General features: G+C 73.2%; 14 protein-coding genes. 2 read left to right on the forward strand and 12 right to left on the reverse strand.

Annotated elements, in window-relative coordinates; all coding sequences use genetic code 11:
* Positions 1–84: 84 nt before the first annotated feature.
* The 11 genes from ACIF8S_RS01995 to ACIF8S_RS02045 form a co-directional block, all read right to left on the reverse strand.
* Positions 85–1,419 carry a sulfate adenylyltransferase subunit 1 gene (locus ACIF8S_RS01995; protein ID WP_399996791.1) on the reverse strand — a complete coding sequence of 445 codons (1,335 nt, stop codon included), beginning with the start codon at positions 1,417–1,419 and terminating at the stop codon, positions 85–87.
* Between the two features lie 2 nt (positions 1,420–1,421).
* Positions 1,422–2,360: a sulfate adenylyltransferase subunit CysD gene (cysD, locus tag ACIF8S_RS02000; protein WP_399996792.1), complete on the reverse strand. Its 939-nt coding sequence runs from the start codon at positions 2,358–2,360 to the stop codon at positions 1,422–1,424.
* Positions 2,357–2,926, reverse strand: a complete 570-nt coding sequence (cysC, locus tag ACIF8S_RS02005; protein ID WP_399996793.1) for an adenylyl-sulfate kinase — start codon at positions 2,924–2,926, stop codon at positions 2,357–2,359. The genes cysD and cysC overlap by 4 nt, the downstream gene beginning before the upstream one ends.
* Positions 2,927–2,931: 5 nt before the next feature.
* Positions 2,932–3,642 carry a phosphoadenylyl-sulfate reductase gene (locus ACIF8S_RS02010; protein WP_399996794.1) on the reverse strand — a complete coding sequence of 237 codons (711 nt, stop codon included), beginning with the start codon at positions 3,640–3,642 and terminating at the stop codon, positions 2,932–2,934.
* Positions 3,639–3,818 carry a hypothetical protein gene (locus tag ACIF8S_RS02015; protein WP_349797184.1) on the reverse strand — a complete coding sequence of 60 codons (180 nt, stop codon included), beginning with the start codon at positions 3,816–3,818 and terminating at the stop codon, positions 3,639–3,641. The genes ACIF8S_RS02010 and ACIF8S_RS02015 overlap by 4 nt, the downstream gene beginning before the upstream one ends.
* Positions 3,815–5,530: a nitrite/sulfite reductase gene (locus tag ACIF8S_RS02020; RefSeq protein ID WP_399996795.1), complete on the reverse strand. Its 1,716-nt coding sequence runs from the start codon at positions 5,528–5,530 to the stop codon at positions 3,815–3,817. Before ACIF8S_RS02020 ends, ACIF8S_RS02015 begins: the two co-directional genes overlap by 4 nt.
* 159 nt (positions 5,531–5,689) lie before the next feature.
* Positions 5,690–5,773 carry a putative leader peptide gene (locus ACIF8S_RS02025; protein WP_310887545.1) on the reverse strand — a complete coding sequence of 28 codons (84 nt, stop codon included), beginning with the start codon at positions 5,771–5,773 and terminating at the stop codon, positions 5,690–5,692.
* Positions 5,774–5,900: 127 nt separating this feature from the next.
* A complete protein-coding gene (locus tag ACIF8S_RS02030) occupies positions 5,901–6,473 on the reverse strand; it encodes a GNAT family N-acetyltransferase (RefSeq protein ID WP_399996796.1) in 573 nt (190 codons plus the stop codon).
* A 146-nt stretch (positions 6,474–6,619) separates the two neighbouring features.
* A complete protein-coding gene (locus tag ACIF8S_RS02035; protein ID WP_399996797.1) occupies positions 6,620–7,894 on the reverse strand; it encodes a hypothetical protein in 1,275 nt (424 codons plus the stop codon).
* A gap of 211 nt (positions 7,895–8,105) precedes the next feature.
* Positions 8,106–9,443, reverse strand: coding sequence for a GAF domain-containing protein (locus tag ACIF8S_RS02040; protein WP_399996799.1), 1,338 nt, complete (start codon positions 9,441–9,443; stop codon positions 8,106–8,108).
* Between the two features lie 354 nt (positions 9,444–9,797).
* Positions 9,798–11,432 (reverse strand): acyl-CoA dehydrogenase family protein, encoded by a 1,635-nt coding sequence (locus ACIF8S_RS02045; protein WP_399996800.1) that lies wholly within the window; start codon positions 11,430–11,432, stop codon positions 9,798–9,800.
* A gap of 112 nt (positions 11,433–11,544) precedes the next feature.
* Between ACIF8S_RS02045 and ACIF8S_RS02050 the strand changes: the two genes are divergently transcribed.
* Positions 11,545–12,693, forward strand: coding sequence for a YihY/virulence factor BrkB family protein (locus tag ACIF8S_RS02050; RefSeq protein ID WP_399996801.1), 1,149 nt, complete (start codon positions 11,545–11,547; stop codon positions 12,691–12,693).
* A gap of 67 nt (positions 12,694–12,760) precedes the next feature.
* Here ACIF8S_RS02050 and ACIF8S_RS02055 read toward each other — a convergent pair whose 3' ends face one another.
* Positions 12,761–13,600 carry an NmrA family NAD(P)-binding protein gene (locus ACIF8S_RS02055; protein WP_399996802.1) on the reverse strand — a complete coding sequence of 280 codons (840 nt, stop codon included), beginning with the start codon at positions 13,598–13,600 and terminating at the stop codon, positions 12,761–12,763.
* 81 nt (positions 13,601–13,681) lie between these two features.
* On the opposite strand from ACIF8S_RS02055, the gene ACIF8S_RS02060 reads away from it, so the two are divergent.
* On the forward strand, positions 13,682–14,620 hold the full coding sequence (locus tag ACIF8S_RS02060) for an AraC family transcriptional regulator (protein WP_399996803.1): 939 nt from the start codon (positions 13,682–13,684) through the stop codon (positions 14,618–14,620).
* The last annotated feature ends 5 nt before the right edge of the window (positions 14,621–14,625 follow it).

Genomic DNA, 14,625 nt, shown 5'->3' on the forward strand with positions numbered 1-14,625 from the left:
GGCCCGGCGGTCACGCGGTGGTCGTGCGGCCGGACCGTCGGCGGGTTCAGGGCAGTACGCGGGCGCCGGAGGACCGGCGAGTGGTCAGAAGTCCCACCCGTCGTCGTCCGCCCCGTCGTCGACCGGGTCGGGGGAGGCGAAGGACTCGCCGACCATGCCCGCGGTGAGCGTCGTTCCGTCGTTGGGGTCGATCAGGATGAACGACCCGGTGCGGCGGGAGTCGGCGTAGGTGTCGGCGGGCAGGGGTTCGGCGGTGCGGATGACGACGCGGCCGATGTCGTTGGCGGTGAGCCGGCCCGGGTGCGGGTGCAGGGACAGGTCGTCCAGGGTGAGCCGGGACGGGATGTCCTTCACGATCGCCTTCACGGTCCGGGTGCCGTGCTTGATCAGCACCCGGTGGCCCACGGTGAGCGGTTCGTCGGCGACGTGGCAGACAGTTGCTTCGAGGTCCTGGGTGGTGTCGGGGGCGTCCTGGGCGGGGACGATCAGGTCGCCGCGGGAGATGTCGATGTCGTCGGCGAGGAGCAGGGTCACCGACTGCGGTGTCCAGGCCACGTCGACGGGGTTGCCGAGCAGGTCGATGCCGGTGATGGTGGTCGACCGGCCCGAGGGCAGGACGGTGACGGTGTCGCCGACGCGGAAGGTGCCGGCGGCGATCTGCCCGGCGTAGCCGCGGTAGTCGGGGAGCTCGGGGCTCTGCGGGCGGATCACGTACTGCACGGGCAGCCGGGCGTGGCAGCGGGTCAGGTCGTGACTGACCGGCACCGTCTCCAGGTGCTCCAGGACGGTGGGGCCGCCGTACCAGTCCATGTGCGCGGACGGCTCGACCACGTTGTCGCCGACGAGCGCCGAGATCGGTATCGCCGTGACCTCCGGGACGCCCAGCTCGGTGGCGTACGCGGTGAACTCCTCGGCGATCGCCGCGAAGACGGGCTCCCGGTAGTCGACCAGGTCCATCTTGTTCACCGCGAGGACGACGTGCGGCACACGCAGCAGGGCGGCGATCGCGGCGTGGCGGCGGGTCTGCTCGACCACACCGTTGCGCGCGTCGACAAGGATCACCGTCAGCTCGGCCGTCGACGCACCGGTGACCATGTTCCGCGTGTACTGCACATGCCCCGGGGTGTCGGCGAGGATGAACCGCCGCCTGGCCGTGGCGAAGTACCGGTACGCCACGTCGATCGTGATGCCCTGCTCCCGCTCCGCCCGCAGACCGTCGGTCAGCAACGCGAGGTCGGGGGCGTCCTGGCCGCGGCTGGCGGAGACGCGCTCGACGGCCTCCAGCTGGTCGGTGAGCACGGACTTGGAGTCGTGCAGCAGCCGGCCCACCAGGGTGGACTTGCCGTCGTCGACGGAGCCGGCGGTGGCGAACCGCAGCAGGGTGGTGGCCGAGAGTTCCTCGGTCGTGACGGTGCTCATGCTTAGAAGTACCCCTCGCGCTTGCGGTCTTCCATCGCGGCCTCGGACATCTTGTCGTCGGCGCGGGTGGCACCGCGTTCGGTGAGCCGGGACGCGGCGATCTCCGTGATCACCTTCTCGATGGTGTCGGCGTCGGAGTCGACCGCGCCGGTGCAGGACATGTCGCCGACGGTGCGGTAGCGCACCAGGCGCGTCACCGTCGTCTCGTCGTCCTTGGGGCCGCCCCACTCGCCGGCGGTCAGCCACATCCCGCCGCGCTGGAACACCTCGCGCTCGTGCGCGTAGTAGATCTCGGGCAGGTCGATGTTCTCGCGAGCGATGTACTGCCACACGTCCAGCTCGGTCCAGTTGGACAGCGGGAACACGCGGACGTGCTCACCGGGTGCGTGCCGGCCGTTGTAGAGGTTCCACAGCTCGGGGCGCTGGCGGCGCGGGTCCCACTGGGAGAACTCGTCGCGCAGCGAGAACACCCGCTCCTTGGCGCGGGCCTTCTCCTCGTCACGGCGCCCGCCGCCGAACACCGCGTCGAAGCCCTCCTCGCGGATCTTCTCCGTGAGCGGCAGCGTCTGCAGCGGGTTGCGGGTGCCGTCCGGGCGCTCCTTGAGCACACCGCGGTCGATGTAGTCCTGCACCGAGGCGACGTGCAGCCGCAGGCCGTGGGCCGCGACCGTGCGGTCGCGGTAGTCGAGGACCTCGGGGAAGTTGTGTCCGGTGTCGACGTGCAGCAGCGCGAACGGCACCGGCGCGGGCGCGAACGCCTTCAGCGCGAGGTGCAGCATGACGATGGAGTCCTTGCCGCCGGAGAACAGGATCACCGGCTTCTCGAACTCACCCGCCACCTCACGGAAGATGTGCACGGCCTCCGACTCGAGGGCGTCCAGGTGGGAGAGGGCGTACGGGCTGTCCGTACCCTCCTCGACGGTGGCGACGGTCGTCGTCATGCCAGTCCCCTTTCGCTGAGCACGGCGTGAACGGCCGCCGCGGACTCCTGCACGGTCTGGTGCTGCGACTCGATGCGCAGATCGGGCTTCTCGGGCTCCTCGTACGGGTCGTCGACGCCGGTGAGCCCGGTCAGCTCACCCGCCGCCTGCTTGGCGTACAGGCCCTTCACGTCACGGACGGAGCACACGTCCACCGGCGTCGCCACGTGCACCTCGACGTACGGCGTGCCGTTCGCCTCGTGGCGGCTCCGGACGGCCTCGCGGCTGTCGGCGTACGGGGCGATCACCGGGACGAGCGCGACGACGCCGTTGCGCGCGAGCAGTTCGGCGACGAAGCCGATGCGCTGCACGTTGGTGTGCCGGTCCTCACGGCTGAAGCCGAGGTTCGCCGAGAGGAACTCGCGGATCTCGTCGCCGTCGAGCACCTCGGTCGGCCGGCCCTGTTCGCGCAGCCGGGCGGCGAGTTCGTGCGCGATGGTGGTCTTGCCCGCACTCGGCAGACCCGTGAGCCAGACGGTGGCTCCGGTCGTCACGTGGTTCTCCTGGTTCGTCGAAGGCGCGGTCATGGCGGTCAGCCGTGCAGTCCGCACTCGGTCTTGGCGCGGCCCGCCCAGCGGCCGGCGCGGGCGTCCTCGCCCTCCAGCACGCGGCGGGTGCAGGGGGCGCACCCCACGGAGGCATAACCGTCCTGGAGGAGCGGGTTGGTGAGGACGCCGTGCTCGGCGACGTAGGCGTCCACGTCGTCCTGGGTCCACCGGGCGATGGGGGAGATCTTCACCTTCCGCCGCTTCTCGTCCCAGCCGACCACCGGGGTGTTCGCCCGGGTCGGGGACTCGTCGCGGCGCAGGCCGGTCGCCCAGGCCAGGTAGTCCTTCAGACCCTCCTCCAGCGGCCGCACCTTGCGCAGCTTGCAGCACAGGTCCGGGTCGCGGTCGTGGAGCTTCGGGCCGTACTCGGCGTCCTGCTCGGCGACCGTCTGCCGGGGGGTGAGCGTGATGACGTTGACGTCCATCACCACCTCCACGGCGTCCCGGGTGCCGATGGTCTCGGGGAAGTGGTAGCCGGTGTCGAGGAACACCACGTCCACCCCGGGCATCGCCCGGGAGGCGAGGTGGGCGACCACCGCGTCCTCCATGGACGAGGTCACGCAGAAGCGCCTGCCGAACGTGTCGGCCGCCCACCGGAGGATCTCCAGCGCGGAGGCGTCCTCCAGGTCCCGGCCCGCCTGCTCGGCCAGTTCCCGCAACTCGACGGTGCCGCGCTCGTCCGATACGGCCGTCATGCCGGTTCCCCTCCCGTGTCGGATCGGTCGAGCCCCCGGGACAGCAGCCCGAGGAACTTCAGCCGGAAGGCCCGGTTGCACGCCGCGCACTCCCAGGCGCCGTGGCCTTCCTCGTTGGGGCGCAGGTCCTCGTCGCCGCAGTAGGGGCAGTGGAACGGCGCCGCGCGCTCGCTCATGACAGGGCCTCCTCGGAGGCCCGGGTCACCCAGGAGGCGAACCGCTCGCCGTCCGCGCGCTCCGCCTGGAAACGCCCCAGCACCCGCTCCACGTAGTCCGGCAGCTCGTCCGCGGTGACCTTCAGGCCGCGCACCTTGCGGCCGAAGCCGGCCTCCAGGCCCAGGGCGCCGCCGAGGTGCACCTGGTAGCCCTCGACCTGCTCGCCCTCGTCGTTCAGGACCAGCTGCCCCTTGAGGCCGATGTCCGCCACCTGGATACGGGCGCAGGCGTTCGGGCAGCCGTTGAGGTTGATGGTGATCGGCTCCTCGAAGTCCGGCATGCGGCGCTCCAGTTCGTCGATCAGCGAGGCGCCGCGCGCCTTGGTCTCGACGATGGCGAGCTTGCAGAACTCGATGCCGGTGCAGGCCATGGTGCCGCGCCGGAACGGCGAGGGGCGGGCGCTGAGGTCCAGCGCCTCCAGGGACTCCACCAGGGAGTCGACCTGGGACTCCTCGACGTCCAGGATGATCATCTTCTGTTCGACGGTGGTCCGCACCCGGCCCGAGCCGTGCGCCTCCGCGACGTCCGCGATCTTGGTGAGGGTGGTGCCGTCGACACGGCCGACGCGCGGCGCGAAGCCGACGTAGAAGCGGCCGTCCTTCTGGCGGTGCACGCCGATGTGGTCGCGCCACAGCTGCGAGGGCTGCTCCGGCGCGGGCCCGTCGGTCAGCTCGCGCTTCAGGTACTCGTCCTCGAGGACCTGGCGGAACTTCTCCGCGCCCCAGTCGGCGACCAGGAACTTCAGCCGGGCGCGGTTGCGCAGCCGGCGGTAGCCGTAGTCGCGGAAGATGGACAGGACGCCCTCGTAGACGTCCGGCACGTCCTCGATCGGCACCCAGGCGCCCAGCCGCACACCCAGCTTGGGGTTGGTGGACAGGCCGCCGCCGACCCACAGGTCGAAGCCGGGGCCGTGCTCGGGGTGGCGGACACCGACGAACGCCACGTCGTTGATCTCGTGCACCACGTCGAGCACCGGCGAGCCGGAGATGGCCGTCTTGAACTTGCGTGGCAGGTTCGAGTACGCCTTGTTGCCCAGGACGCGGCGCTTCATCTCCTCCAGCGCCGGGGTGCCGTCGATGATCTCGTCCTCGGCGATGCCCGCGACGGGGGAGCCGATCATCACACGGGGCGTGTCGCCGCAGGCGGTGACGGTGGACAGGCCGACGCCCTCCAGCCGCTCCCAGATCGCGGGCACGTCCTCGATGCGGATCCAGTGGTACTGGACGTTCTGCCGGTCGGTCAGGTCGGCCGTGCCGCGCGCGAACTCCTGCGAGATCTCACCGACCACCCGCAACTGGCGGGTGGTCAGGGCGCCGCCGTCGATGCGCACCCGCAGCATGAAGTACTTGTCGTCCAGCTCCTCCGGCTCCAGGATCGCCGTCTTGCCGCCGTCGATCCCCGGCTTGCGCTGGGTGTACAGGCCCCACCACCGCATCCGGCCGCGCAGGTCGTTGGGGTCGATCGAGTCGAATCCCCGCTTGGAGTAGATCGTCTCAATGCGTGTCCGCACATTGAGACCGTCGTCGTCCTTCTTGAACTGCTCGTTGCCGTTGAGGGGGGTCAGGTGCCCCACGGCCCACTGTCCCTCACCGCGGTGACGGCTCACCTTGCGGCGGGGGTTCGCGGCGCCAGGCTTCTGCGCGGCGGCAGGCTTCTGCGGGGTGGCGGCCATGGTTGATACGTCCTTCGGGACAGCGGTGGATGGTCTCTCGGCGCGCGGCGCCGTACCGGGAAGCGGCTCTGACCTGCGCCTACGGGCGCGCGGGCAGAAGAGTGCGCGTCCTTGCGCGGATGAAGCGGGGAGAGGGGTGTCGGGCGCTGCTGGGTGCTCTCAGCGCGCCGGACAGATGGCGCTGGACATGCGGCCGAGGTCGACGTGCCGCCGACTCACCAAGGCGATTCCAGTTCCAGGCATGACGGAAGCCTGGCACGGCGATCTGGAGGCAGTCCACCGTCTTCCGAAATGTGGACACCCCTGTCTCGTAGAGCGAGACGGGGGTGTCCTTGGTCACAAGCGCGGCGAGAGGTCTTGCCGGAGCCCGTCAGGCGGAGTACGCACCCGGCCAGGGACCCGGCGTGGCCACCTCCGGCTCCTCCTCCACCTTGGTGTCGAACAGCCGGAAACCCCGCCGCCGGTAGTTGTCCATGGCGTGCTCGCCGTCCTTGCTGCACGTGTGCAGCCACACCCGGGTGGTCGGCTTCAGCCCCGGCCACCGGTCCACCAGGTCCCAGGCGCGCGCCACGCCGTACGACAGCAGGTGGCCGCCGATGCGGCGGCCCCGGAAGGCCGGCAGCAGCCCGAAGTAGAGGATTTCGACCGCTCCCTCCTGCTGCGCCTCCAGCTCCACGTACCCGGCCGGCGTGCCGCGGTCGTAGGCCACCCACGTCTCCACACCCGGCCGGTCCAGGTGCTCCCGCCACCGCGCGTACGGCCAGCCCAGCCGGTCGGTCCAGCGGATGTCGCCGCCCACCGAGGCGTAGAGGAACCGGCTGAACTCGGGGGAGGGCACCTCGGAGCGGACCACCCGTACGTCCCCCTCGGGCACGGCGGCCGGACGGAGATCGGTGGGCGCGGTCTGCTCCAGGGACCAGGTGGTCACGGAGATGGTCGTCATGGCCGAAAGACAACCATCCGGCACACGCCCGTGTCGAACGCCTGACCGGGCCTCGGACACCCCGGCCCGCCGCCGCTCCCGTGGCCCGCTGCCGCTCCGGCGCCTCTCGGCCCAGGCCGGCGGCGGCGCGCCCGCTACCGCTCCGGCTACCGCTCCAGCGACCGGTCGACCGACGCCAGCGGCAGCGCGAACAGCATCCGCCCCGACTGCGACCACACGTCACCGGTCGCCTGCCAGTACGACAGGGACGTCGCGGGACCGCTCCAGCAGCGGTACGTCTCGTCCGCGCCGCAGCGCACCGGACGCGCGCCCTCGAGGTCCTGCCGCCACAGCGTGGAGCGCTCGTCCGGCGCCCCGGCGGCGCGGCTCACGTACCAGTCCGACCGGTGCGCCAGCACACCGGTCACATGGGTCAGCTCGGTCTCGTACACCCCGACCGGCTCCGCCTCCAGCAGCCCGGCGCGCTCCGGCCGGGTGCCGAACGCGTACCGCCACAGCAGGGTCGGCCCCTCGTCGTCCGGGGGTGTCGCCTCGTGCACCACCAGGCTGTCCGGCGCGGTGCTGCGGTCCAGGGCGATGCCGCCGGGACGCGGCGCGCCGGCGCCGGCCGTGCCGTAGGACGCGACCGCCGGGAGCACGTACCGGGCACCCGCCGCCGACCAGCCGCCGGGCACCCGCCCGACGGAGGTGCCGTCCACCGTGGCCCGCTGCACCCGGTCCAGGTCGTACACGTACAGCGCGCTGCCCTCGCCCCGGCCCGCGGTGACGAGCAGCTTGTCCTGGTACCAGACCATGCCGGACACGTCGGAGCCCAGGCCCCGGTAGTCCCGTCCACCGTCCACCGGGACGGCGAGCAGCGCCCAGGTGTAGCGCGGCGCGCGGTCGTCGTCGGCGGCCACGAAGGCGACCCGCGCGAGCCCCTGTTCGGCCGGCGTCCCCGTGCTCCGGGTCCACCCGGACAGCACCACCCGGTGCGCGCCCCAGCGGCCGTCCTCGTCCGCGTCCCCCGAGGTGGTGACCGCGCCGGCCCGCCAGCCTTCGGTGTCCCGGTCCGGCCAGCAGTACGCCCGGGTCGCGGCCGGTTCGACGGGCAGCGCCCGCCGGTCGACGTCCGTGCAGTCCCCGGTGTCACCCAGCGCGCCGTCGGGGTCGGCGAGTACGGCGTCCACACCCACGGGCCGGCCCATCGAGGCGGCCAGGCGGTTCAGTTCGGCACCCGGGACGGCGTGCTCGGCCAGCGTGAGCGGGGCGGTGTCGGCGGCCGTCGTCAGCGGTTTCAACGCCCCGGGGTCGTCGGCGTCGGTGGCCTGCGAGGTACTGATCAGGGTGGCCGCCGCGGTGAGCGCGAGGGCGGTCCCGGCCAGCGCGCCCCGCAGCGCTCTGCCCCTGCGGCGCCGGCGGTGTCTGCCGCGATGCTTCATAGCGTCCTCCCGAGCGAGCCAACTGCGTCCGGTGATCCGCGGGTTGACCGTGGAGCAGATGGGACGGCCCGTAACGGGATGCTACGGCAGCCGGCCGCCGGGCGACACGAAGACCGTGCAATTTCACGTGGCGACCGTCCGCCGGGCATCGGCCGGCGTACACCTGTACGCCCTCGACGCACCTGTTTCCGGCCAGGAGTCCGGCCCGGGTTCAGCCCGAACCGCGCACCAGCGCCGACGTGGTGTCGGCCGTCGCCGTATGCGTGTCGGCCGTCGCCGTACCCCTCGCGGCCGCGCGGGCCGGCGCCGTACGGGCGAAGGGGCCGCCGGAGTCGTCCGGGAGGACCACCTCCACCTCGGCGGACTCCGTGAACCGGTAAGGGCGGTGCTCCAGCAGCGACCCCAGATACCGCCGGACGCGCGACATCTCCGCGCGCACCGTCACCGTACGGGCCGGGTCACCGAACACGTCCCGGGCCAGGTCGGCCGCGCTGCGCCCCGCACGGTGCACCGCCAGCAGGTACAGCAACTCGGCGTGCCGCGGGCTCAGTTCCCGGGTCCACGAACCCGCCCCGTCGGACACCCGCACCGTGCGGCGGCGCGGCTCGGCCAGGTCCAGCACGATCCGGCTCGCGGCCCGGGGTGCCGGCTCGTCCGCCGCCCGCACCAGCCAGCCCCCGGCGAGCGGTTCGAGCGAGCACCGGCCCAGCGCCGGCAACCGGCACAGGCCCGCCGACAGCGACTTGGGCAGCGCCAGCCGCGCCGTGTACGGCATCCCGGTCACCGCCGCCGTCCACCCGTGCCGGTCCACCACCAGCGCCCTGCCGTCGATCCGGGCCAGCACCGGCGCCGCCACCGCGCGCAGCCGCTCCAGCGACCGTACGTGCGTCTCCCGCAGCCGCGCCTCGGCCAGCTTCGCCACCGAGTCCACCCAGGCCAGCGTCGCCGGGTGCATCGTCTCCAGCGGCCCGCTGACGTCCACCACGCCGATCAGCCGCCCGTCGCGCGGATCGGTGATCGGCGCGCCCGCGCACGTCCAGGTGGCGTGCGACCGCACGAAGTGCTCGGAGGCGAAGACCTGCACGGGCCGCCCGGTCACCGCCGGCGTGCCCACCCCGTTGGTGCCGACGACGTCCTCACGCCAGTCCGCGCCGATTTCGAAACCCAGCACGTCCGCCTTGCGCAGCACCGGCGCGCTGCCCTCCCGCCACAGCACCCGGCCCTCGTCGTCGGCCACCACCATGATGTGGTGGGCGACGTCCGCGACCGACAGCAGTCCCTCCCGCAGCACCGGCAGCACGTGCCGCAGCGCCGACGACTCCCGCCGTCTGCGCACCTCGTCCATGGGCAGCAGCCCGCTGCGCAGGCCTCGGTCCGGGTCGACCCCGCTGCGCAGCACCCGCTCCCAGGACTGTCCGATCACCGGACGGGGAGCGAGAGGCGCCGGCCGCCCGGACAGCGCGGCGGAACGGACCTCGCTGAGCACCCGCGCCGCACGCCGGGTGTCGACGGCGGCCATATGCGTCACGTCCGTCGGCGAGAGCGCCACTGCACCTCCCGGGAGGAGAAAACCTGTGGGACCACATACTGCCGCCTGCCCCGGTTGTCGACGCTCAGTACCGGAACGGAAGCAGCAAGTTGCAACCCCCTGCAACTCTGGTGGCACGAACGGTCACTGGTTGAAACTTGGGCGACGCCGTCCCGAGCGGCGTGCACGGCTCTTCGGGAGTCCGTTGCGGCGGGGGTGGTGCCGTGTCGGCGCAGCACCACCCCCGCGTCATGCCCGCGGCAGCCGGGCGGTGCGCGTCACGGGATGCGGTTCGATGCGCGTCGGCGGGTGCGCGCGCGTGGTGGCCGGTCGCGCGGTTCCCCACGCCCCTTGGGCGCTCGGGGTTCAAGGGCCTCAGGACAGCGGGCGGGCCCGCTCCACCACCGAGGCCAGGTCCAGGGTGTGCGGCAGCGTCCCGAACGCGGCGCCCGCGTCACCGCCCAGCCGTCCCGCGCAGAACGCGTCCGCCACCTCCGGCGGCGCGTGCCGCACCAGCAGCGAGCCCTGCAGCACCAGCGCCAGCCGCTCCGTCAGCCGCCGTGCGCGCCCCTCGACACCCTCCAGGTCCGCCAGGTCGGTCAGCAGGTCCTTGATCGCCGCGTCCAGCCGGTGGTCCGCCCCGCGCGCCTGCCCGACCTCCCGCAGATACGCGTCCAGCGCCGCCGGCTCCCGGCGCAGCGCCCGCAGCACGTCGAGCGCCTGCACGTTGCCCGCGCCCTCCCAGATCGAGTTCAGCGGCGACTCCCGCACCAGCCGCGGCATCCCCGACTCCTCGACGTAGCCGTTGCCGCCGAGACACTCGGCCGCCTCCACCGCGACCGGCGCGCACCGCTTGGTCACCCAGTACTTCGCCGCCGGCACCGCGATCCGCAGCAGCGCCCGCTCCTGCTCACCGCCGTCGTCGTACGCCGCCGCCAGCCGCAGCGCCAGCGTCGTCGCCGCCTCCGACTCCAGCGCCAGATCGGCCAGGACGTTGCGCATCAGCGGCTTGTCGGCGAGCTTCCCGCCGAACGCCTCGCGGTAGGAGCAGTGGTGCACCGCCTGCGCCACGGCCTGCCGCATCAGCCCCGCCGAGCCGAGCGCGCAGTCCAGGCGGGTCGCCGCGACCATCCCGATGATGGTGCGCACCCCCTGCCCCTCCTCGCCGACCCGGCGCGCCCACGTCCCGTCGAACTCGACCTCGGCGGAGGCGTTGGAGCGGTTGCCCAGCTTGTCCTTGAGCCGCTGGAGGAGGAACACGTTGCGGCTGCCGTCCGCCAGCACCCGGGGCACCAGGAAGCAGGTCAGCCCGCCGGGCGCCTGCGCCAGCACCAGGAAGGCGTCCGACATCGGCGCCGAGCAGAACCACTTGTGGCCGGTCAGCACGTAGGTGCCGTCCTCGGCCAGCGGCCGCGCGGCCGTCGTGTTCGCCCGTACGTCGCTGCCGCCCTGCTTCTCGGTCATCCCCATCCCGAACAGCGCGCCGGGCTTCTGCCCGGGCGGCCGCAGGGCACGGTCGTAGATCACCGACGTCAGCCGGGGCTCCCACTCGGCGGCGAGCGCCGGGTCCGTGCGCAGCGCGGGCACCGCCGCGTGGGTCATCGACAGCGGGCAGCCGTTGCCCGCCTCGACCTGCGTCCACATCAGGAAGGCCGCCGCCCGCCGCACGTGCCCTCCGGGCCGCCCCCACGCCGCCGTCAGCCCCGCCGAGACGCCCTTGCCGAGCAGCCGGTGCCAGGCCGGGTGGAACTCGACCTCGTCGATCCGCCGTCCGTAGCGGTCGTGGGTGCGCAGCCGCGGCGGGTTGTCGTTGGCCTGCACCCCCCACTCCTGCACCTGCGCGGACCCGGCCGTGTGCCCCAGCGCCGACAGCTCCGCCAGTCCGTCCTCGCGCACCTCGGGCGCCAGGTGCCGCTCAACCGCCTCCACCAGGGCCCGGTCGGAGCCGAACACGTCGTACTGGACGAGCGGCGGAGCCTGGTTGGTCACGGTGTGCGTGATGCCTGCCATGGGGCGAACCTACCCCGGGGTCCGCCCCGCCTCACGCGCGGACGGCGCCCGCGGGTGAGGAGGACGGGGCCTGTGGGTGAGTGGGCCCGGGCCCGGCGGATACCTTTGGTTCGTGCAGCCAGCAAGTGAATCCCCAGACGCGCCCTCCGGTCGCCTCCACCGGGCCCGCGCCCTGTACCGGAACGTCTCCAAACGCAGGACGGCCTGGCTGCTGCTCAAGGACACCGTCAATTCGTGCATGGAGTACCGCATCCTGGGCCTGGCGGCCGAGGCGGCGTTCTTCACGCTGCTGTCCGTGCCCCCGCTGCTGCTCAGTCTGATCGGCCTGCTCGGCTACGTCGACGCGTGGACCGGCGCCGACACCATCCAGAGCGTGCAGCGCAACCTCCTCGACGCCTCCCGCACGGTGCTGTCCGACCGGGGCGTCAAGGAGGTCGCGGAGCCGATCCTGCGGGACGTGACCAAGGGCGGCCGCCCGGACGTGATCTCCCTCGGCTTCCTGATCGCCGTCTGGTCGGGCTCCCGCGCGGTCAACGTCTTCATCGAGACCATCACCGTGATGTACGGCCTCGACGGTGTGCGGGGCATCGTCAAGACCCGGCTGCTGGCCTTCCTGCTGTTCATCGTGGCCCTGCTGATCGGCTCGGTGGCGCTGCCGCTGATGGTCGCGGGCCCGGACGCGGTCGTGGACGTGGTGCCGTGGTCGACGACGGTCGTCCAGATCCTCTACTGGCCGGTCGTGATCCTGCTGTCCGTGGCGTTCCTGACCACGCTGTACCACGTCTCCGTGCCGGTGCGCTCCCCGTGGATCGAGGACGTCCCCGGCGCGCTGGTCGCCCTCGCCATGTGGGTGCTCGGCAGCTTCCTGCTGCGCATCTACCTGACCAGCACCGTCGAGGGCCCCACCATCTACGGCTCCCTCGCCGCCCCCGTGGCCGTCCTGCTGTGGATCGGTGTCTCCGCCTTCGCCGTGCTGGTCGGCGCGGCCGTCAACGCGGCCATCGACCGGGTCTGGCCGGCCGCGGCCACCGCCGCGGCCCGCGAGGCCAACGAGCGGCAGCGGCAGGCACAGGTCGCCGAGTACGTCGCCCGCACCAGCGCGTCGGGGGAGGCGGACCCCGACATGCCCTCCGAGTTCCCCGAGCGCTGGTCGCGCTTCCTGCCCCCGGAGGACGTCACGGCCCGCCTGCGCACCCACACCAAGTCCTCCCACCCACGGGGAGGGAACGGCCCGGGGCACGACGACAGACACGGGGACTGAGCCCGCCGGGGCCCGAGGGCCGGGGGCCGGGGGCCAGGGCCGAGGGCCGGGGGCGGGGGTCCTGGGTTCACGTCGTCCAGGTCCCGGCCGCCGCCTCCTCCCGTACGAAGCCGGTGAAGTCCCGCGGCTCCCGGCCCAGCACCTGCCGCACCCCGTCCTCCACGCGCGCGTTGCGCCCGTCGAGCAGCGTCGCGAACACGTCGGTGAGGAACGCGGCCTCCTCGCCCGGCAGCCCGAAACCCTCCAGCGCCTCCCGGTAGGCGTCCGCCGGCACCGCCCGGTACGTCAGCGGCCGGCCCGTCGCCGCCGCGATCTCCGCCACCGCCTCCGCCCAGGTGAGCAGCCGCGGACCGGTCACGCTCAGCGTCCGCCCCGCGTACCGGTCCCCGTCCGCCAGCGCGGCCACCACCACCTCCGCGACGTCCCGCACGTCGACGAACGGCTCCGCCACCTCACCTGCGGGGAACACCAGCTCCCCGCGCCGCAGCTCTTGCGCCAGCGGCCCCTCGCTGAAGTTCTGCGCGAACCAGGCGGCCCGGACGACCGTCCAGTCCGCGCCGGACGCACGCAGCGCCTCCTCAGTGGTGAGCGCCTGGTCCTCGCCGCGCGCCGACAGCAGCACCAGGCGTCGCACGCCCAGGCCCAGGGCCACGTCCGCCAGGGCGCCCACGGCCTCGGCGGTGCCGGGCGCGCCGACGTCGGCCGGGTGGACCAGATAGGCCGCGTCCGCCCCGCGCAGGACGTCCGCCCACGTCGAGCGGTTTCCCCAGTCGAAGCCGGTCGCCCGTGACGCCGGCCGCACCGTGGTTCCGGCCGCCTTCGCGGCCCGCGCCACCCGGCTCCCGGTACGGCCCGAGGCGCCGGTGACGACCAGGGTCATGTCCTTCGTGTCCGTCTTCTCGTCCATGCCGCCGATTCAACTGCCGCGCCGTGCGCGGAACCATGGCCGAACGGCGCGTCCCCATACGCCCGCGTCTACGCTGACCGCATGGACGCGCTCACCGGTCTGCTGGAGGGTCCCCGCGCCCGCGGGGCGTTCATGATCCGGGCGTGCTTCGACCCGCCCTGGGCGGTGCGGGTGGAGGACCGGGCCCCGCTGACGGTGATGCTCCTGGTGCGCGGCGAGGCGTGGCTGCTGCCGGACCAGGGGGAGCGGGTGCGCCTGCGCGCCGGGGACCTCGCCGTCGCCCGCGGCCCCGGCCCGTACACCTGCGCCGACCACCCGGACACGGCACCGCAGGCCCTGATCCTGCCCGGCGGCGAGTGCCACCATCCCGACGGGCGGCCCCTCAACGGCGTGATGGACCTCGGGGTGCGCACCTGGGGCGACCACCCGGACGGGGAGACGGTGCTGCTGATCGGCACCTACCAGATGCGCGGTGAGATCGGCGGACGGCTGCTGGAGGCGCTGCCGCCGCTGCTGTATCTCGGCGCGGACGTGTGGGAGTGCCCGTTCACCCCGTTCCTGATGCAGGAGGTCACGCGCGACGCACCCGGCCAGGAGGTCGTCCTGGACCGGCTGCTCGACCTGCTGGTCATCGCCGCGCTCCGGGCCTGGTTCGCCCGCCCCGAGGCGGAGCCGCCCGCCTGGTACGAGGCCCTGTCCGATCCGGTCGTCGGCCCGGTGCTGCGGATGCTGCAGGACGACCCGGCCCGCCCCTGGACGGTGGCCGGCCTCGCCGCCGAGGCGGGCGTCTCCCGGGCCGCGCTGGCCCGCCGCTTCACCCGGCTCGTCGGCGAACCCCCGATGACGTACCTCACCGGCTGGCGCCTCGCGCTGGCCGCCGACCGGCTGCGCGACACCGACGACACCATCGGCGCGATCGCCCGCCACGTCGGCTACGGCAGCGCCTTCGCCCTGTCGACGGCCTTCAAACGGGCCTTCGGTGTCAGTCCGCAGGAGTGGCGCGGCCGGGCCGCCGCGTAGCCTGG

This window comes from Streptomyces sp. NPDC085937 (assembly GCF_044540535.1).
Taxonomy (GTDB): domain Bacteria; phylum Actinomycetota; class Actinomycetes; order Streptomycetales; family Streptomycetaceae; genus Streptomyces.